A 19,059-nucleotide genomic window follows, 5' to 3' on the forward strand; every position below is an offset into this window, starting at 1 on the left:
ATCCACGGCTAATCTTCTGCTGATGCGATGATTTAGCTCTGCCCTCCCCATCCGGGAGGGCTTTTTGCGCTTGGATGAGGATCGTCCCAATCACCCCCGCTTTAATACTTTCATGCAGATGATATGAACAAGTGCTGACGGTTCCTCTGGTCTCTTGGAGGAGGTAGCCTCTTGATAATTGGTTCGTTTTGGTCTGACAGTTTTAGGTTTAGGGTTGGTTAAGGGGATAGATATTCTGAGAAGTCTGCTTCTTCCCTGTTACTTCCTGCTCAACCGAAGTTTTAATAAAGTTGACTCTGCAAACTCAGAAACGTTAAGCCCTCAACTATTCCCCTTTTTCCAAACTGTGGAATGTAGAAAAACAGATGAGGGCTTTGATGAGGAGCCGATGCTTGCGAAGAATTTAGAGATCTTTCTCGCCTAACTCGCGCGACATGTAATCAAACGGCTGCTCTAAGAAACTACTGCTCATTACCCCTGCCGCCGCAACTTGATCTTTCACAATCTCTTTCATAATTTGAATCCCGCGTACCGTTGGTCCGATCGGCACTGCCAGAGAATTGTAGGTTTCACGTAACCCTTCTAGAACGCGCTCATCTAGGACATCCATATCGCCTGCGACCAGGGCATAGCTAGCATAGCGGAGGTAGTAGTCCATATCCCGCAGACAGGCAGCATAGCGGCGAGTCGTGTATGCGTTTCCACCAGGGCGAATCAGTTCAGGAAGTTCGTCAAATAGTTGTGTTCCAGCTTGCCGAACGATCGCTGCTGCATTCGAGTTGATCACCGCGGCCGCTTGAACCCGCGCCATGCCTGTATCAAAGTAAGATTTCAAATTATCGATAGCGTTGCGATCGAGGTAGCGACCTGTCACGTCGTAGTTTCTAATCAGGCTTGTTACTGCGTCCCGCATGTAGTTATTCTCCCAGCAATCCCTATAAACAAATGTGTTTGACTAACGCGAAGGCTCCGACCCACAGCATCTGTCGAAGCCCAATAAAATTCGGATTTAGGCTCAAGTTTACCATGGCGAATTGAGCCTATTTTGAAGGTATCGTTTGCGGTAGCTTCCCATTCTCAAATCGTTACATTTCTTCTAACTCAAAGCCGAGGAGCCTCCCTGCAAATTTACTGATCAACCTTTGTAGCCGATGCAATTCCTAAACTGTGATTCCTAAATATAGGTTTAATTCTTTAATTCTAAAGAGTACAAAGCATTTTGTAACAAGCGATACAAAATCGCTGTGAGCCTCTCTCTACCATAGTTCAGGGAAACTTAGGGGCGAACGCAAAAGCATGAGAGTTACGGTGGGGAGACCTTCCGTGAATTGTCGCTGTTCTTCAGCTATTCGATTTCTAAGTTTTGGGCAAAGAAAAGCTATTTAGGTCAATCTCTTCCTAGGATTGCAGGTTTAGGGTAGCGATCTGGTGTGCAGACCGACTCAACCTACGTGCTTTTTTAACGTTCCAGACCTATTTTGACTGACCACGCGCTCAGAGTTGAGCCAGTTGCGAACCGAGTAAGGAGTATTTCATGGCGACCCCGCAAGATATCCTGGCATGGATTAATAACGAGAATATTGAACTGATTGATCTCAAGTTCATTGATACCCCAGGAATTTGGCAGCACCTGACGTTACACAAAAGCCAAATCGACGAAAGTAGCTTCACCGAGGGTGTTGCCTTTGATGGTTCTAGTATTCGCGGTTGGAAGTCCATTAATGAATCTGATATGGCGATGGTTCCTGACCCGGATACGGCATGGATCGATCCGTTTATGGAACACAAGACTCTGAGCATGGTCTGCTCAATTATTGAGCCTCGGACAGGGCAGCCCTACAGCCGAGATCCTCGGTCAATTGCCCAAAAAGCGATCGCTTTTCTCCAGACTACCGGGCTGGGCGATACGGCTTTCTTTGGTCCTGAAGCAGAGTTCTTTATTTTCGATGATGTCCGCTATGACCAAAACCAGCACGAAGGCTATTATCACGTTGATAGTAACGAAGGAACGTGGAATTCTGGTCGGGTTGAGCCAGGGGGCAACTTAGGGTATAAGCCACGCAATAAAGAAGGCTACTTTCCGGTAGCGCCTACCGACACCTCGCAAGATATGCGCTCTGAGATGCTGCTGACGATGGCGAAATGTGGCGTTCCGATCGAAAAGCATCACCATGAAGTAGCAACGGGCGGGCAGTGTGAACTAGGCATTAAGTTTGGCACGCTAGTTCAAGCGGCAGACTGGTTAATGACTTATAAGTACGTCATCAAAAATGTGGCGCGGAAGTATGGCAAAAGCATTACGTTTATGCCAAAGCCGGTGTTTGGTGACAATGGCTCTGGCATGCACTGCCACCAGTCGATTTGGAATAATGGTCAGCCGACGTTTGCCGGAGATATGTATGCTGGGTTGAGCCAGACAGCGCTGTGGTATATTGGCGGCATTTTGAAGCACGCACCGTCTTTGCTGGCGTTCACGAATCCAACAACCAACTCCTACAAGCGCTTGGTGCCTGGGTTTGAAGCTCCGGTAAACTTGGCTTATTCTCAGGGTAATCGTTCTGCTTCTGTGCGAATTCCGCTTTCTGGCACTAATCCTAAGGCAAAGCGGCTTGAGTTTCGCTGTCCTGATGCGACGTCTAACCCGTATCTGGCGTTTGCGGCGATGTTATGTGCGGGGATTGATGGCATCAAGAATCAAATCGATCCGGGTTCTCCGCTAGATGTGGACATTTATGAACTTAGCCCCGAAGAGTTAGCGAAGGTGCCGTCTACTCCGGGTTCGTTAGCTGAAGCGCTGAAGAACCTGGAAACGGATCATGCGTATCTGACGTTGGGCGGCGTATTTACAGAAGACTTTATCGAAAGCTGGATTAGCTACAAGCTTGATCGTGAGGTGATTCCAATGAGCATTCGTCCTCATCCTTACGAGTTTATGCTGTACTACGACTGCTAATGTTTGACTGCTAATGTTTGAGTCGGTCTCATGAGTTGGTAAGGCGCGATCGCACCCCAAAAAGTTCCGCAAGGAGTGAGAAGAGGTGCGATCGCGCCTTCATTTTCTGAAAAATCAATCCTCCAACCCCGATTCCTCTTTGGCTGAATTCGTTACAATTATTTATGTAAATAGGTTTTAACGTTATAAATTCAACCATGCCCGACACGTTAACAAAACTAGCGTATCAGACCTTCCAGCAAGGCAAGAGCGTTTTTGGTTTGGCACACAAAGCTTTGGGTGTCCAACTCACCAATCTTGTCGCTCCTCTTGAAGAAAGCAAGTCTGTTCCGATTTCACCAGAGATTCTTAGTAAGATTCAGCAGCGCTATAGCAGCATCTTGGAAGCAGATTGGCAAGATGCAGAACAGGGCGTTTACCCGGAAACCCTCCTGTTTGATAACCCTTGGGAAGATTTCTTCCGCTTCTACCCAGTTGTGTGGCTTGACATGCCATCCATGTGGCAGCGCGTGCAAACCAAGCGGCATCAGGAATTTGATGCTGACATTGAAACGCGGGGCTACCCCAACTACTATTTGCAAAACTTCCACCATCAGACAAACGGCTATCTCAGCGATTTGTCAGCAAATTTGTATGATTTGCAAGTTGAGCTTTTGTTTAATGGAGCCGCCGATCCGATGCGGCGTCGGGTGTTAGCTCCCTTAAAAGAAGGATTGAAAACGTTTAGTAACGTTGCGCCAAATCAGATCAAAGTGCTAGATGTGGCTTGCGGCACCGGTCGAACGTTGAAGAATCTTCGAGGTATGCTGCCAAAAGCAGCGCTCTATGGAACCGATCTATCTCCTGCTTATCTGCGGAAAGCCAACCAACTTTTGTCGCAAAACGCCGGAGAATTGCCTCAACTCGTTCAGGCAAACGCGGAAGAGTTGCCTTTTCTGGACAATTATTTTCATGGCGTGACTTGTGTATTCTTGTTCCATGAATTACCTGCCCAAGCGCGGCAGAACGTGATTAACAATTGCTTCCGCGTGGTCAAACCCGGTGGAACGTTTGTGATTTGTGATTCGATTCAGGTGAGTGATTCACCCGACTTGGCTCCCCTGATGGAGAACTTTCCGGAGATGTTCCATGAGCCTTACTATCGCCACTACAGCGCGGACAATTTGGAAGCGCGATTGCAGGAAGCGGGCTTTACGGATATCTCGACGCAGGTGCATTTTATGAGCAAGTATTGGATTGCTCACAAACCTGCGGAAGGGCAGCCTGAAGCATCGCAGCAGGTTAATCAGACCGTTTTCGTTGAAGCATAGAGGGTGGATTTGTGGCAATGAAAAAGGGCGCACCGTAAAGATGTGCCCTTTTTGAGGTTATGCGGATGGCGAGACTCGAACTCGCAAGGCAATGCCACACGCACCTCAAGCGTGCGCGTATACCAATTCCGCCACACCCGCTTAAGCCTTACCTAGAATAACAGAAAAATAGCGCGATCGCGTCAATTCATCTTTCCAATCCTCTCGCTTCTAATCGCGAAAACGCTCAGTCAGATAACCAGCCGAACAGTTCTCCTACGGTAAGTCGAAACTTGTTGGCAAAATCAGGAACCGGAATCTGCTGTGCTGCCTCATCAAAAAATTGAGTCGGTCGATCAGGGTAGGAAACAAACACGATTTCTTCTTCAGGATCGATCAGCCAGCCCATTTGGGTTCCTTGGTTAAGGCAGTGCAGAATAGTCTTAATCACTCTGGTTGGGCGCTGATCAGGAGATAGAATTTCAATCGTCTAATCAGGTGCAATTTGAAACACGTTAGCAATCTTGCCGTTTTCATCACGTGGAAGCCTATCCCAGACAAATACGCAGATATCGGGAACAGTTGAGCGCCCACCGAACGTACATCTCAACTCAGGGTAGGCTCGTGCGGTGCAGTTTGGCTTTAACCGTGTCTCGATCGCCAGTGTAAGACGCGTTGAACGGTGCTATGTTTTCCTTGCGGCATTGGTTTCTGACTGATTTGCCCATTGAAGTATTCGCTGGCGGGTTTCGTTTCCGGCAGTTTCAAAAATTCCTCTAATGTGAGAGATTGGGCGGGTGTCTGAACCATATCTAGCGCCTCTCAAATGTCTCTAGAATTCTACGTTATCATTTTCATCTGATCCGCCAATCACAGAGAGTGGAAAACGCTCTTTTAAGGCAGGTATCACCGGGCACGGCTTTCGCGCATCGATATTTTCTGGTTTGTTCCAGCTAAACGGGGCTTGGTTTGCGGCAGACATCCACAACAAGCGTTTGGCACGGGTCATGGCGACGTAGAGCAAGCGAAACTCTTCTGCGGTTTTGAGATAGCCTGCCCGCTCCCAGGCTTCTTCGGTATCCGGAAGAGCATAGTCATGCACGATCGCTCGGATCTGCGATCGCGCCACCTCTGAAAGCGTAAAGTCTCCCAAAAATTGCATGAGCGGCGGTACATAGAGCGATCCTGGAATCATGTTTTCATGCAAAAAAGGAAGGAATACGTAATCCCAATCCAACCCTTTCGCTTTATGCATTGTAATGACTGTGATCTGGGCAGGTCGGCTATAGCGATCGTCATCTTCTGCTTCTACCGGTTCAAACCGTTCAGAGTTAACAATTTCAGTTAACACCTCTAGCATTGCTCCTAGCGAACTCTGCTGCGTTTGCTGCATGATTCGCTCAGATAGCTTGTCTGCTGTTGCTAATTCTGTTTGATCATAATCTAACGTGTAGGCGAGAAAGGGAATCAATTGATAGAGCGGAAGCTCTAGTCTGGCTCTGAGGAGGTTGGTGCAATAACGGCTAGATTGCTGAACCGTCGCTGCCTGAGGCGGATCAAGCGGAGATGGATATAAAAACTGCTCAGGGAACAGCACTAGCGCGTTGAGATCTTGGTTGGGAATCAACCGTCGCCCGACTAACACTGACAGGGCAGCTTTAAGATAATCAGGAGAATGAGGGCGATCGAGAAACTGCAAGAGAGACAGAATTTCGCCAGGAATATGAGACTGGCGATCGCGCTGTCCAACTTCAAACACATTTACTTTCTCGTCGTACCATCGGCTCAGTTCTCGTGCGACAAATCGCCCTTGCTCATTGGTTCTCACCAAAACTGCCGCTGTTGTGTTGGGATCGTGATGAAAGAGTGCGATCGCCCGTTGCCCGATCATCTCCACAGTTTGGTACACGTCGTCGGGGGTGTGCAGTTCAAGTCCCAATCCTTCGGGGGCAGGGTTAGCGTTTTTTTGCGGATCATTTGTGGCGACAGGATGGATCGCTTGAGGGCGAAAAGGCGCTTCTGTGGGGGTAGTAGAATCAGAAGGCTTACCGTAGTTGCGATTGATCCATGTGAGGACAAAATTTGCTGCATTGATGATAGCGGTGCTGCTGCGACCCGCTTGATTCATCTCGGCAAGCCGATCTTCAGCCGCGCATGTTTGGCAAAAATTGCGGAAGAAAACCGGGTCGGCAGGCGTAAAGGTTGAGTTAATGGCTTGGTTTGGATCGCCGACGCGCACTAAGTTTTGGGCAGAAGCATCGGTCGGATCGGCGGAGAGAATTTCTAGCAATTTTGTCTGAAGCGGACTCGAATCTTGAGCCTCATCTTCAAACACAGCGAAGACTTGAGCTTGCCAGCGATTCTTCGGAGTTTCGTGAAGCGAATCGCGGTCATTTGCGTACTCCAACACCCGCAATGCCCCCAAAATCATCTCATCATAATCGATCAGATTTCTTGCTTTGAGTTGCCCTTGGTATTGCTCATAAAGCCCTGCTGCGATCGCTAAAATCGAATATTCATCATTCGCAGTATGCTTTCGCAAATCTTGCGGCATCAACCCAGAACTTTTAGCTTCGCGAATCACGGTTGCGGCTAAATCTGGCAGCACTTCCGTCCGCAAAACTGATTGCCGTCGCAATCGCTCGGTTTCTTCTCCATCAAACTGTTTGCCTTCTAGCAACCGTTGATACATTGTTGGATTTGTGCCCAACCATTGCTCAACGCTAGTCCGAATTAATCGATGTCCTTGGTTGGGTGTAACCAATACGGCGTCTGGGTTCAAGCCCGACAGTTCTGGATAGCTGCGAGCGATCGCCCAGGCTAACCCGTGCAGCGTGTGAACGACAAACCCCCCTTGAGGCAAGGCTAATTCTTTTAAGTGGTTGCGAATCTTCGCTTTAATATTGGCAGCGGCAGAGCGGGTAAAGGTAACAACGATCAACTGATGGCGGGAATGCAGTTGGTGTCGTGCGATCGCAAGGGCAGCCGCAACTGCCATTCCGGTAGATTTTCCGGCTCCCGGTACGGCAGAGACGGCTAAGCGCCCCCCTTGCCAGTCGGCAATTTCTTGTTGCCCCGGACGTAAGCTACTTCGCAGCGATCGCAGCCGATCGTTACGCTGAATAGACCCGGCGGGTTGAGCGTCTGAGGTTAGCCCCGTATCAGTAAACATCGGCAAAGCAACTATTGCTAAATAGATCAGTTGCACTAATCCTACTGTAGATTATTTGGAACTGAGCACGCGATCGCGGCATCAGAGGGCAGCGATGCGATTTGCAACGACATCTGCCTGTTTACGTAAACATGTTTAAAGAAATGTGGAAAACTTCAGTCTGATCCTCAATAATAATCAGAGTTAAGGATGATTAATCTTCGTTTGAATCGCCTAAGTGCACTTTAGAAGAAGATTAATATTTTTGCAGCGTTTACAGAAGGAGAACACCTTGAATTCGCGTTCACAGCAGTTGCCTAATCCCGCCTATCGGGAAGATTTTAGCGAGTATGTCGCCCAACTTCAGCTTCATATGGCGTTGCAAACTCGCAACCTTATTCCCAAATTGATGAACACCTCTGATAGCCGAGAGCAGTTGTTGCACCAAACGCAGGCAGACGTTGAGAAACTGATCTCACGGCAAAGCTTTTTCTAACTGCTAGACGAACTGATTTCAATGCTTCACTATGCTCTAGAGCCGCAAGGCTCTTTTTTTGTTGGGCATCTCTTTTTTGTGAGATAGGTTTGTGAGGTATGGACAGGCTTGCCTCGATTCCCAGTCTGCTACAACCCAAGCGATCGCAGCAGCAATAGCTAAAACGGGGCTAAAACAGTGGGGTTAAAACAGTGGGGCTAAAACAGTATCGACCCTACTTGATCGTAATTGCCTTGAGCATGTGATAGACAATCAACAACTGCGTCAGCGCCAGTGGGTAACTTTGGATCGTTTCACCCGTTGTTCCAGCTACTTTTCCGAGTTCCATGGTGCTATCATCCGCTGCACACACATTCAACAGATCGGGGATCTCATTGCAAATAAATTTTTCTAATTCGCGAACCTGTTCGCGGGTGGTGTGCCCATCAATTTCTAAAACATCGACCGGCTTTCCCATATCGCGATCGAGACCCAGGCGAATTGCAGACTTGATCGGGGTCGTCACATCCGAGGCGACCACTTGGGTTAACTCTGGGTGAGGAATCGTTGGACGCAGAACCAATCGAGCATCCAAATGCCCATTGATTGCCTCTACTAGCTTAGGCGGACAGAAACTCACAATCATATCTGCCCACGATCGCTGAGGGCGGATATATTGCTCAGAATCAGGCTCCCGCTTCAGCATTTCTGCCCGTACTTGCGCTTCGGTATAGCCGCGCTTTTGGGTGTCTCGCTTGACTTTCCATTCTGCCCGTAACGGCTCAGGGGGAGCTAAATACACTTTGACGTCGTAGCATTGTCGTACCGGGCGAGTCGAGTAGCCAAGCAAGCCTTCCACAATAACGAACTTATTGGGCTTAACGTAAACCGGGGCCTCAAACATGCCGGTTTTGTGGCTATAGACAGGCTTGAGGATCGGTTGCCCCGATCGCAGCAGCGCCAAATGCTGCTCCATAATATCTAGATGATTGCAGTCGGGATGGAGAGCGGTAATTCCTAAATCTGCTCGCTGAGCGCGATCGTATTTGTGATAGTCGTCGGTGCAAATAATGGTGACGTCATCTTCCCCTAACACCTGTGCAATGCCTTTAGTGAGGGTGGTTTTTCCAGCAGCACTGTCACCAACGATGCCAAGAATAATGGGGCGATTTAACATGGTTCCTCCAAGACAAGACTGACGACCCAGCGTTTCAACCGATCTGCTTCAACTCGTTTGCTCACCCTATCTTAAGCTGGTCTGATCGCCAGATACCGCCTAACCGGGAAGCGAGGGGGATTGATTTCAAAATCATGGCGAATCGAGATTAGGTTAGCTATGCAAATTCATTAAGTTTTGGGAAAACACGAGGTCTTAATTTGAGATTATAGACTATGCTCTATGATTTCAAATTGAGAATGATTACGTTGGTAGACAAAGCATCCAGTATTCTAAAACTGTAATAATCCCCGTTTTTCTGCTCCACTTTGCCCTTGCTCCGCAGCCTCTTTTGACACTATTTTGACACTATGAAACTTTACGTTTTTCATACTCCTGAACTGACACCTGATGACAATGTTGCAGATTGCGCGATCGCAATTGATGTTTTGAGAGCAACCAGCACGATCGCTACAGCCTTAGCATCTGGAGCCGAAGCCATTCAGGTCTTCAGCGATATAGACAAGTTGATGTATGAAAGCGAAGGGTGGCTGCCAGAAAAGCGGTTGCGGGCAGGAGAGCGCGGCGGTAGCAAGGTAGCAGGCTGTGACTTAGGAAATTCTCCCCTCGACTGCACTGCCGATGTGATGGGCGGCAAACGCCTGTTTATCAGCACGACGAATGGAACGCGGGCACTTCAGAAAATTCAAGCCTCTCCTCAGGTGTTGGCGGCGGCGCTGATTAATCGTCGAGCGATCGTCGAGCATGTGGTGCAGCAGTGCCCAGAAACGGTGTGGATTGTGAATGCTGGGTGGGAAGGGTCGTTTGCGCTAGAAGATACAGTGTGTGCAGGCGCGATCGCACAAGGGTTGATCGACGCTCTCGGTTGTTCGTTAGCTGATATTACGGGCAACGACGAATTAGTGGGTGCTGTTGCGCTCTATCAGCAGTGGAAAGACAACCTACTGGGGCTTTTCCACTATGCAAGCCACGGCAAACGCCTGCTGAGACTAAATTGCCAGAGCGATCTGAAATATTGTGCTGGTTTAGATGTGCTAGATGTTGTGCCGATTCAACGAGAGATGGGTGTGTTGATCCAGCATCGCTAACGCAGTTATTTAAGACGACGGTAGAAATAATCTGCACCCGTCTTATCAAAACCTTACTATTTTTGTTGAAGTGTAGAAAAAACTCAGATCAAAAATCATTGGTTTGAGTCAAATTGTTTTGAGTTAATAGGATGTTCTGCAAACTTAGGAAAATCTTCAATTTACTAGCTATTTCTATGACAAAGCCATAAAGAACCCGTAATTTCACAGAGTTTTTGTTGCATCACCCACTATTAAGATCACCTCTAAGTATGGTATGTGTCTTAAGGCATGGTTTGTTAGGAAGAATTGCGATGAAACAATCCCTTTCTATTAGTACGCTGCTCGGTCTACTTACAATCACCCCATTAGGAAACTACAAAGCCACCGCAGGAGGTCTTCATCAAGCACCCGATCGCATCGCCATCCCGGCGGTCAAAATCGCCCAACTTAGCCCGCCCCCGCCCCCGCCTAACTCGATCTTGAGAGGTCCAACCCCAAAGTCGATCGAACAGACGGTGTTTCAACAGATTAATGAGTATCGCGCCAAAAAGGGCCTCTCAACCCTCACCTGGGATGCTCAGTTAGCGACGAAGGCAAGAACCCACAGCAAAGGAATGGCAGATAAAGTTGTTCCGATCGGTCATGACGGGTTTGAAAACCGGGTTAAACGGGGGGAGAAAGCCATTTACACAGGAGTTGGTAAACCTTTAAAGAAACCCTTGGAGGTGCGAGTCAAAAACGCTTCAAAGCGAATTTCTCATCGAGCCGCCGAAAATGTTGCGTACAACATGGGCTACCCTAATCCGGCGGCAAAAGCAGTTCAGGGATGGTTAACGAGTAATGGGCATCGCCAGAATATTGAAGGTCAATATACAGTCACGGGTGTAGGCGTCAGCAGAAATCCAAGAGGAGAATATTACTTCACTCAAATTTTTATTCAAAAATAGCTCAAGTGGGGGAGATGAGGTCTTAATCGCTTGAGATTGCAGTATTCTGAAGCAGCAAGCCTTCTCTACCCCTACCCCTTGCTCATGGAGCCAAAAGAATTTCACCGCTACGATCGCGACTTACCCACCGAACTGCTCAATACGTATTTAAAGGAATCTGCGATCGCGGTTGATACCGAAACGATGGGACTGCTGCCTCAGCGCGATCGCTTGTGTCTGGTTCAACTGTGTGATTCTGTCGATCGCGTTTCGGTGATTCGCATTCTGCGCCACCAAACCGACGCCCCCAACCTCAAACAACTGCTCGAAACTCCAACGATCGCCAAGGTGTTTCACTTTGCTCGATTTGATATTGCGACACTCCAGTATCATCTAGGCATTCGAGTTAACCTAATTTTTTGTACCAAACTTGCCAGCAAGTTAGCGCGTACCTACGCCCCGCGCCACGGGTTAAAAGATTTAATTCAAGAGTTGGAGGGCGTTGAGTTGGATAAACGCTCTCAGAGTTCCGACTGGGGAAACGCGGCTGAGCTATCCGATGCTCAATTAAGCTATGCCGCCAATGATGTACGGTACCTCCTCAGTGCTCGTGAGACGTTAATTAAGATGTTAGAGCGCGAAGAACGGTGGGAACTAGCGCAAGAGTGTTTTCGGTGTTTGCCGACGTTTGCACAGTTGGATTTGTTGCGGTATGAAGGAATTTTTGAGCATTAAACCTGGGCAATCTTCCATTTATTAATTCGATTTATTGATTCCTCGGCTTATTAATTCCTCGGCAGTCTTTGAGATTGTAGTCACCCTCATTGCTAATTAATCAGGCACATTGTTGTTGTGTTTTTAATAGCAAACTACCTATTTTATGCCTATGTCATCCTTGTAGTAGAGGAACAAGAAAAATAGATTGATAGGATCGAGGTGAAAACAATTTTTAGAGGTGAATAACATGCCCCTTCTCAAAATTGCAGATTTTTATCCAAATTATCAGCAAGATTCAGACTTGGACAATCTCAAGAACTTTGATGTCTATGCCCAAGATGACAAGGTTGGCTCAGTTTATGACATTCTAGTTGACAGCAACAGTGGGCGCGTCCGATATTTTGTGGTAGACACCGGCTTTTGGATTTTTGGAAAAAAAGTATTGTTGCCAGTTGGTCGTGCCTACACGGATCGGGGCGATAACCGTATCTATGTGGATGGCATGACAAGAGAACAAGTTGAAAGCTTGCCCGACTACGATGAGTTAGAAAAAGTGGATTACGACTATGAAGAGCAAGTTCGGGGAGTTTACCGTCCGGCAACAAAAGCTGGTACAGCAGCCACCGCAACGCCTTCTTACGATCGCAACTCCTACAACTATGACTACGATGCGGATCTGTACAATTACAACAAGCCAAACCAGGACTCGTTAAAGCTCTATGAGGAGAGATTGATTGCGAACAAGCGCCGTGAAAAAACCGGTGAAGTCAGCATTGGCAAGCATGTTGAAACGCAAACCTCGAAAGTTGACGTTCCGGTTGAGAAGGAACGGGTTGTGATTGAACGGTCATCTCCGACGAGCGCCTCTGCTGTTACTCCTGGCGATGCGGCTTTCCAGGAAGGACAAGTTGCTCACATGGATGTGTATGAAGAAACGCCTGATATTCATAAGGAAGCCTTTGTGCGTGAAGAGGTGAAGGTTAGGAAGGAGGTTGAACAAGATACCGTCACGGCGAAAGAATCTGTGCGACGTGAACAGCTAGATGTGGATAGACAAGGTCGCCCGGTAGATAAGAAGCGCTAACTGTTCATGCGCGATCGCGAGAAGTAGCCTTTGCACGATTAAGCAATTTAAAAAATTAGCTTGACCTGCGATCGCGAGAGGTCAGGGCACTATACAGGTCTTGACCTCTCACACACCTCTCACTATGTCGTGCTTCGCTCAATTCTCGTTTTTGCAGATAAAATTCTAATTGTTGTCAGTCCATTTACCAATCTGCTATTATTTTTGGTCAATCAATTTCATCAAATTTCATCAAAGTGTCACCAGCAACATAGAGGACAGTGTTGCGGTTAAGTACCAGTTTTCGCCGATCAATAGGCTTAATAGTTTGTCCTCAAAGGGTTGGTTCGAGGACATCATGATTTTGATGGCGATGATACGGTATCAATCCAGTGCACAGGATAACGATCGCCAGACTCTGCCAAAAATTGATCAAGCTGATCCAAACTAAGCGGTTCTGGCATGGGATAGCGCCCGTTGAACTTCTTTAGGTCAATGTAGTGGCGCACAAACGACGCCATGTCATTTGGATAGGTTTGCTCATTGACGCCTAGAAATTGACCCTGTTTTTGAGCACGAGTTAAAATCGTTCGCCATGCCTCGATCGAAGCAATTCCCAGCGATCTCATTCCATTTGAAAATAGCGTTAGGTAAATCTCATCGTAACGCTTGGTGCTGTCGAGATAGTTGCTCAGTTGATCGGCAGAGGTTTTGTCGTTAAACACAGTCCAAAACGGGACAAGCCCAAGCCGCAAGATCCACCAAGGTTGTAGGTAAACAAACGACTCGATAACCAAGCGATTCTCAGCAAGAGCGGCGTCGCCAATGCTTGGTAAGCGCCGTTGCTTATACCACCAACGGTAGAACTCTGCCACCAACGGACTCATATCCTGCGGGTTGCCCAGCACGATACGACAAACTCGAAATCCATGCTCATGAGCAAACGCCTCAACATCTTCGCGGAGCGCAGGTTCAAAGCCCCACTCCGATTCTGGCAACCAACCATCCGGAGTCGGTGGATTCCAGTACTGATGGGCAGAGCCATTGCGCTGCAAGAAGTCTCGAATCTTGGGACTATGTTCAAAATACTCTTCGGGCGTTAAGCCGCCCTTGCCACCAAATTGAAAGAAATGTCGATTGCTCACCTGTGTCGCCAGCCAAGTATTTTGGCTTTCCAACAAAAACAGCGTTGCACCAGGAGCCAAATTTTCTCGCAAAAACAGTTTATATGTCTCGCCCAACCGGGTGCGCTTCAGACGAAAATAGCCCACCCTCGGAACTTTGACGCGATCCTGATTTGGATCGTGCATTTGATAAACAGCCAAGTCTGGATTGTTGTTTAGCAAGCGCTCGACAAGTGGTTTTCCCCACTCTAGGGCTTGCTTTGGATCATCTGGATCCATTCTGTGCTTTAGGCACACAAGAAGCGTTTGCGGCAGCCACGGGATGCCCAAGGCAGCGCATAGATGCACTGCCGCTCCATTTGTGGAACCAATTAGCGCCGCCGAATATTGCTGTCGAGGATACTGGCTCACTACCCAACGCGACATTGTTTCTGAGCGCACATCATCAATAGCGTTGGGCGACGAGGCATTTGTCCAACCGCTGATCGTCGAAAGCGACTGAGAGAGATCATCCGGGAGATATCCCATCGCATCACCGCCCAGAGCTTTTAGGGAAGGAGCGATTCCACCCGACGCAAAGTCTTTGTCGTAAAGATAACAACCAAGCGATTGTAATGCGATCGTTGCCGAGTCAAGACCTGTAATGTACCTCGGCATCCTCCCGAATGATGCCAGAATGTCAGTAATGGTGAGGCGAGTCGAAGCAGACTGCATAAAACCATCCTCTTAAATGCTTGTTAAATGCTTGAGTGCCAGTTGTGATCTGCTTTGCTGACGATCATTTGCGTTGTGCACCCATTAAAAATATTCACTTTTTATTGAATTAAAACCTTTCTCTGGGCGGATCTTGCGCTGACTGATCGTTGCGAGTCATCCCTAAGTTAGACTTAGGTGCGACCCTAAGTTGAGCCTGTTAGAAGAAGCGCGATCGCGGCTCAGTCTCTAGCGTATAGAGGCGATTAAACGACTTATAGCTAAAAGCTTATGGGACTGCTGAAATACATCTCGCTCAGGGTGAGATTCTTAATCAAATCGCTGTTCTATTTGCAGTATATGCCGTCTGCGTTTTTCTATTCTCGCAAGCGCGATCGCTTTGAACACTACTATCTTCCTAAACCCTCATCAGAATCATTCACACTTCCCGGAAAATTGCTACAGGCAACTCACCACAAGCAGCGTGTTCATTTCGAGTTTGAGCAAGCTACCCTTGAGATTGATTTTTTAGCACCTGATCTAATCCGAATTAACTGGCTTCCCGGTCTTGTCCCAATTGCTTATGCCGTTGCCAATCACAACTGGGATGGTGCTGAAATCAAGATAGAACAAGCCGAGAATAACTGGACAATCTTTAGTGATGGTTTAAGTGTTGCTGTTGATATTGATGGCAGCATTACAGTTTCTGATCAAAACCAACAGGTTTTAAGAGAAGAGCTACCGCCACAGCGGCAAGACGAACGCTGGATTCATCAAGCCCAACTGCGATCAGACGAGCACATCTACGGTTTGGGAGAGCGCGCTTCCTCCCTCAATCTCCGCGCTAGCCATTCTAAAACCTATCATATGTGGAACTCTGATCCTGGAGGACGCTATACGCCCGGAACCGAGCCGCTCTACATTTGCATTCCAACTTACTTGGGATTGCACGGCTCAGGAAGTTACCTGGTGTTTTACGAAAACTCCTTTTGTGCCCGGTTTGCCTTTGATCAGCTTGCAACGGCTGAGTTTGAAGGCGGATCGTTGCGTTACTACATTACAGTCGGCAAACCTGCCCATCTGCTCGATCGATACACCCAACTCACCGGACGCGCGCCCCTGCCAGCCCGGTGGACGCTCGGCTATCACCAATCGCGCTGGGGCTACCGCACCGAAGCAGCAATCCGACAAGAAGTTCGAGCCTTTCAAACCCATGACTTGCCTTTGAGTGCGGTTCACCTTGATATTGATTGCCAAGTTGAGCATCGTCCCTTTACGATCGACCCCGATCGCTTCCCTAACCTCAACACCTTTACTCAAGAACTCGCCAATGCTGGCACAAAGCTCGTCGCGATTAACAATCCAGGCGTCAAATACAGCCGTCAAAGCAATCTCTTCCTCGAAGGGCAGATTCTTCATGCCTTTTGTACGTATCCAAATGGTGATCTGGTGGTTGCGCCCGTGTGGGCAGGTGGTAAAGCGTTTCCCGATTTTACCAACCCGATTGTTCGAGCTTGGTGGAGTCGTCAGTATGCTTACCTGCTAGATGTGGGTGTTGCCGGATTCTGGCACGACATGAACGAACCTGCCGCGTTTGTCTCTTGGGGCGATCCATCGTTGCCGAAAGTCGCGCACCATCACTTTGAAGGCAGAGGCGGTGATCATCGTGAGGCACACAATCTTTATGCATTGCTCGAAGCAAAAGCCGCTTACGAGAGTTTGCAGCAATATCGTCCTGAGCAGCGTCCGTTTATTGTGTCGCGATCGGGTTGGGCGAGCTTGCAACGCTATGCTTGGACGTGGACAGGAGACACGGCGAGTAGTTGGGAATCGCTGCGGCAAACAATGTCTACGATCGTAGGTTTAGGATTGTCTGGTATTCCCTATAGTGGTCCTGATATTGGCGGCTTTCAAGGCAATCCTACCGCAGAACTGTATCTCCGCTGGTTTCAGATGGCAACGTTTCTGCCGTTTTATCGCACGCATAGTTCAACAAGCGTTGTTCCGCGTGCGCCATGGTCGTATGGTGAACCGTATTTGAGCATCATGCGTCGGTTTCTTGAATTGCGCTATCAGTTGATGCCTTACTTCTATACACTGGCATGGGAAGCCTCGCAGACAGGTGCCCCGATCGTACGTCCCCTGTTTTGGCAAGATTCGACAGATGCGGCACTTTGGGAGATTGAAGACGCATTTTGCTTGGGAGATGCCCTGTGTGTCTGCCCGATTGTGCAGGCTGGTGCCTCAGTTCGCCAAATTTATGTGCCCAAAGGTTGCTGGTACAACTTTTGGGATGATGCGTTAATTGAAGGCGGAACAGCGATCGCACTAACTGCCTCGATCGAACAGATTCCTCTCTTAGTTAGAGCAGGCACAATTTTACCTATGGAAGTAGGATCGCAATTCATTCTGCATCTGTACCCACCTGAGTGTGGCAACAGTAAAGGCTACGTTTATAGCGATGCAGGCGATGGGTATGGTGCTGCACGGCTCGATCGCTTTTGCCTGACTCGACGCGAGGATGATTTAGAGGTGACATGGGAAACTGAAGGTGAGTATAACTTTCCGTATCAAACCCTGAAATTACAAGTACACGGTGCATTGGTCAGCCAAGCCTGGCTCGACGATCAAGACTGGAGCATGGATGGGCAAACCTTGCAATGTACTGCTTTTCAAACGGTGCGTTTTGCCTATAGTGCTGGGTATTGAACAGATTTGTACTAGACTCAGCAGCGTGCGATCGCGGGTGGATCGTGTTTCTTCTGCCAAAGAACACTAGGGTCGCTGTGTGACAACTCGAATTCGCATGCTTGGATGGCAGAAGCGGAACCGTGTCGGTTCTGGGAGTGTACACCGGGTTTGTAGACAAGATAGCAATGGGCGCTTTCATGAATAAAGGCTTGACAATGAAAACCGGGCAAACGCATGTGCATCGCTATTTGCGCCCGTTAGCTGAGCGGATTCAAAACGGTGAGATCGATCCCTCCCTATCGAAAAAGGAGTTGAACCCTGTAAAGAGCAAGCAAGTATGTATACCTCATCCCCTGGACAGACGAGCGTACAAGAGTCGAGTTCTAACATGCGGCTAGCAGTTGTCACTCAGGAATCTATATGAAGACTGCTAATTCTTTACGCTCCATTCTGCTTTTGATCTCTTTGCTAATTGTCGTTAGCTTTGTGGGGTATAGGCTTGAGCTTGCCTTGCCCACGAGAGCACCAAAACTCGCCAACACCTTCACACCCGTTACTCAACCGCCTCCACAAGAAGTTGGTTCCTATGATGTACTGGGGATTACGGTGAGCAAAGCAGAAGCTGAGCAATTGCTGCGAACCGAGGAAGGGCGAGTGCAATTAGCGCCGGAAAATGGAGCAGTTGCCATCACGGATGACCTGATTAACAAGGGTCGCGATGCGTTCTATCGCGAAACGTTTGGCAATGAATATTTCTTCACTGATGTGGTCGGCGCGATCGCGGGTCCGCTCAATTTGGTGACAATGGGCAAAGCGATCGCAGCGTTGGGCGGTCAGCCTACGTCTAATTTGCAAGTGCCGATCGACAACGATGTCGTGATCGGCGGACGCACCTTTACGGCAGGCACCCTTGTCGATACTGGCTTAGATGTGCCCGCAGGTGCCCTCCTTCCGCTGGGAATGCAAACGGTGAAATCGGGCGCGAAACTCCGAGTCGGGTTGACTTGTGCGCTGTGCCACGCCAGTGTCGATACCAAAACTGGGCGAATCTTGGAAGGTGCGCCCAATGTTGATTTAGATTCTGGGTTACTTCAAGCATTTGGCACCAACTCCGCCGCGATGTTTCGTGCAACCGGGGTGAAACCAGCCGAGATGCCTTTAGGCGAGCAGACTTACATCAATACTGCTGGGCAAAAAGCACGTCTACCGGATGCAAAAATGCTAGAAGATGCCGTTGATGCCCAACTCTTGGCTTGGGCACCTGGCAATTTTGACTCAACACCTGACAATGTGAACAATCCCTCGCAAATTCCGTCTTCCTACACGTTTGATACCCACCCCTATGGGTGGAGCGGATTTGCCTCTGTCGGGTGGTTTCAGGGGCTGACCACGCTCAACAACAACGTTCATGCTGCTAATTCTGATCCGACAAACGATACCTACAATGCGAAATATTTGTTGGGACTCGATCAGGAAACGTATTTGGGAGTGATTTTGCAGAATGCTGCCGATCGGCGCTTCCGATTACCAGATGGTGCAAAGCCGACAAAGTTCTTTGAAAAAGGCGATCCTACTCCGGGTGAGCCAGGGATCAATGAAGTGATTCGGATGCCGGGATATCCCAAGGGGTCGATTTTCATGTTAGATGGCTTTATTGCAGGTTCTCCCGGCTTACCCGTTGGGACAGAACTCAACGGCATGTCAGCGTACCAAAATACGTTGGCTCCGCC

At 48.5% G+C, this 19,059-nt stretch carries 14 protein-coding genes, 1 tRNA gene and 1 pseudogene; 9 read left to right on the top strand and 7 right to left on the bottom strand.

What is annotated here, in order from left to right; genetic code table 11:
* Positions 1-403: 403 nt before the first annotated feature.
* Positions 404-913 carry an allophycocyanin subunit beta gene (apcB, locus tag GS601_RS22020; RefSeq protein WP_162425443.1) on the bottom strand — a complete coding sequence of 170 codons (510 nt, stop codon included), beginning with the start codon at positions 911-913 and terminating at the stop codon, positions 404-406.
* A 621-nt stretch (positions 914-1,534) separates the two neighbouring features.
* On the opposite strand from apcB, the gene glnA reads away from it, so the two are divergent.
* Together glnA and GS601_RS22030 are read left to right on the top strand one after the other, a co-directional pair.
* The gene (gene glnA, locus GS601_RS22025; RefSeq protein WP_162425444.1) at positions 1,535-2,953 is read left to right on the top strand and encodes a type I glutamate--ammonia ligase; all 1,419 of its coding nucleotides are present in this window, start codon (positions 1,535-1,537) and stop codon (positions 2,951-2,953) included.
* Positions 2,954-3,150: 197 nt separating this feature from the next.
* Positions 3,151-4,263: a class I SAM-dependent methyltransferase gene (locus GS601_RS22030; protein ID WP_162425445.1), complete on the top strand. Its 1,113-nt coding sequence runs from the start codon at positions 3,151-3,153 to the stop codon at positions 4,261-4,263.
* A gap of 60 nt (positions 4,264-4,323) precedes the next feature.
* On the opposite strand, the gene GS601_RS22035 is transcribed toward GS601_RS22030, so the two are convergent.
* The 4 genes from GS601_RS22035 to GS601_RS22045 form a co-directional block, all read right to left on the bottom strand.
* Positions 4,324-4,404, bottom strand: a tRNA-Leu gene (locus GS601_RS22035).
* A gap of 85 nt (positions 4,405-4,489) precedes the next feature.
* Positions 4,490-4,693 (bottom strand): Uma2 family endonuclease, encoded by a 204-nt coding sequence (locus GS601_RS23835; RefSeq protein WP_338017114.1) that lies wholly within the window; start codon positions 4,691-4,693, stop codon positions 4,490-4,492.
* Positions 4,694-4,884: 191 nt separating this feature from the next.
* A complete protein-coding gene (locus GS601_RS23840; RefSeq protein WP_338017115.1) occupies positions 4,885-5,052 on the bottom strand; it encodes a PDDEXK family nuclease in 168 nt (55 codons plus the stop codon).
* A gap of 22 nt (positions 5,053-5,074) precedes the next feature.
* Entirely contained in the window at positions 5,075-7,414 is a 2,340-nt protein-coding gene (locus GS601_RS22045) for an ATP-dependent helicase (protein ID WP_162425453.1), read from the bottom strand.
* 271 nt (positions 7,415-7,685) lie between these two features.
* Between GS601_RS22045 and GS601_RS22050 the strand changes: the two genes are divergently transcribed.
* Complete coding sequence (locus GS601_RS22050) at positions 7,686-7,889, top strand: hypothetical protein (protein ID WP_162425446.1); 204 nt, start codon at positions 7,686-7,688, stop codon at positions 7,887-7,889.
* 214 nt (positions 7,890-8,103) lie between these two features.
* Here the strand turns inward: GS601_RS22050 and GS601_RS22055 are convergent, their stop codons facing one another.
* Positions 8,104-9,045: a phosphoribulokinase gene (locus GS601_RS22055; protein ID WP_162425447.1), complete on the bottom strand. Its 942-nt coding sequence runs from the start codon at positions 9,043-9,045 to the stop codon at positions 8,104-8,106.
* Between the two features lie 350 nt (positions 9,046-9,395).
* Here GS601_RS22055 and GS601_RS22060 point away from each other — a divergent pair, with 350 nt between their 5' ends.
* The 4 genes from GS601_RS22060 to GS601_RS22075 all read left to right on the top strand — a co-directional run bounded on the left by GS601_RS22060 (position 9,396) and on the right by GS601_RS22075 (position 12,842).
* On the top strand, positions 9,396-10,133 hold the full coding sequence (locus tag GS601_RS22060; protein WP_162425448.1) for a 2-phosphosulfolactate phosphatase family protein: 738 nt from the start codon (positions 9,396-9,398) through the stop codon (positions 10,131-10,133).
* A gap of 293 nt (positions 10,134-10,426) precedes the next feature.
* Positions 10,427-11,062, top strand: a complete 636-nt coding sequence (locus tag GS601_RS22065) for a CAP domain-containing protein (protein WP_202925290.1) — start codon at positions 10,427-10,429, stop codon at positions 11,060-11,062.
* Between the two features lie 84 nt (positions 11,063-11,146).
* Entirely contained in the window at positions 11,147-11,776 is a 630-nt protein-coding gene (locus tag GS601_RS22070; RefSeq protein ID WP_162425449.1) for a ribonuclease D, read from the top strand.
* 229 nt (positions 11,777-12,005) lie between these two features.
* Positions 12,006-12,842 carry a DUF2382 domain-containing protein gene (locus GS601_RS22075; RefSeq protein WP_162425450.1) on the top strand — a complete coding sequence of 279 codons (837 nt, stop codon included), beginning with the start codon at positions 12,006-12,008 and terminating at the stop codon, positions 12,840-12,842.
* Positions 12,843-13,177: 335 nt separating this feature from the next.
* Here the strand turns inward: GS601_RS22075 and GS601_RS22080 are convergent, their stop codons facing one another.
* Positions 13,178-14,659, bottom strand: a complete 1,482-nt coding sequence (locus GS601_RS22080; RefSeq protein ID WP_162425451.1) for a hypothetical protein — start codon at positions 14,657-14,659, stop codon at positions 13,178-13,180.
* A gap of 270 nt (positions 14,660-14,929) precedes the next feature.
* Between GS601_RS22080 and GS601_RS22085 the strand changes: the two genes are divergently transcribed.
* Positions 14,930-17,347, top strand: a complete 2,418-nt coding sequence (locus GS601_RS22085) for a glycoside hydrolase family 31 protein (protein ID WP_162425452.1) — start codon at positions 14,930-14,932, stop codon at positions 17,345-17,347.
* Positions 17,348-17,749: 402 nt separating this feature from the next.
* Positions 17,750-19,059: pseudogene (locus GS601_RS22095) on the top strand (hypothetical protein); the annotation flags it as partial.

Origin of the sequence: Myxacorys almedinensis A, assembly GCF_010091945.1 — a bacterium.
GTDB lineage: Bacteria > Cyanobacteriota > Cyanobacteriia > Leptolyngbyales > Leptolyngbyaceae > Myxacorys > Myxacorys almedinensis.

Excerpts from the sequence above, each read along its gene's own strand:
- apcB (WP_162425443.1), bottom strand. The coding sequence starts at position 913 with ATGCGGGACGCAGTAACAAGCCTGATTAGAAACTACGACGTGACAGGT.
- glnA (WP_162425444.1), top strand. The coding sequence starts at position 1,535 with ATGGCGACCCCGCAAGATATCCTGGCATGGATTAATAACGAGAATATT.
- GS601_RS22030 (WP_162425445.1), top strand. The coding sequence starts at position 3,151 with ATGCCCGACACGTTAACAAAACTAGCGTATCAGACCTTCCAGCAAGGC.
- GS601_RS23840 (WP_338017115.1), bottom strand. The coding sequence starts at position 5,052 with ATGGTTCAGACACCCGCCCAATCTCTCACATTAGAGGAATTTTTGAAA.
- GS601_RS22045 (WP_162425453.1), bottom strand. The coding sequence starts at position 7,414 with ATGTTTACTGATACGGGGCTAACCTCAGACGCTCAACCCGCCGGGTCT.
- GS601_RS22055 (WP_162425447.1), bottom strand. The coding sequence starts at position 9,045 with ATGTTAAATCGCCCCATTATTCTTGGCATCGTTGGTGACAGTGCTGCT.
- GS601_RS22060 (WP_162425448.1), top strand. The coding sequence starts at position 9,396 with ATGAAACTTTACGTTTTTCATACTCCTGAACTGACACCTGATGACAAT.
- GS601_RS22065 (WP_202925290.1), top strand. The coding sequence starts at position 10,427 with ATGAAACAATCCCTTTCTATTAGTACGCTGCTCGGTCTACTTACAATC.
- GS601_RS22070 (WP_162425449.1), top strand. The coding sequence starts at position 11,147 with ATGGAGCCAAAAGAATTTCACCGCTACGATCGCGACTTACCCACCGAA.
- GS601_RS22075 (WP_162425450.1), top strand. The coding sequence starts at position 12,006 with ATGCCCCTTCTCAAAATTGCAGATTTTTATCCAAATTATCAGCAAGAT.
- GS601_RS22080 (WP_162425451.1), bottom strand. The coding sequence starts at position 14,659 with ATGCAGTCTGCTTCGACTCGCCTCACCATTACTGACATTCTGGCATCA.
- GS601_RS22085 (WP_162425452.1), top strand. The coding sequence starts at position 14,930 with ATGGGACTGCTGAAATACATCTCGCTCAGGGTGAGATTCTTAATCAAA.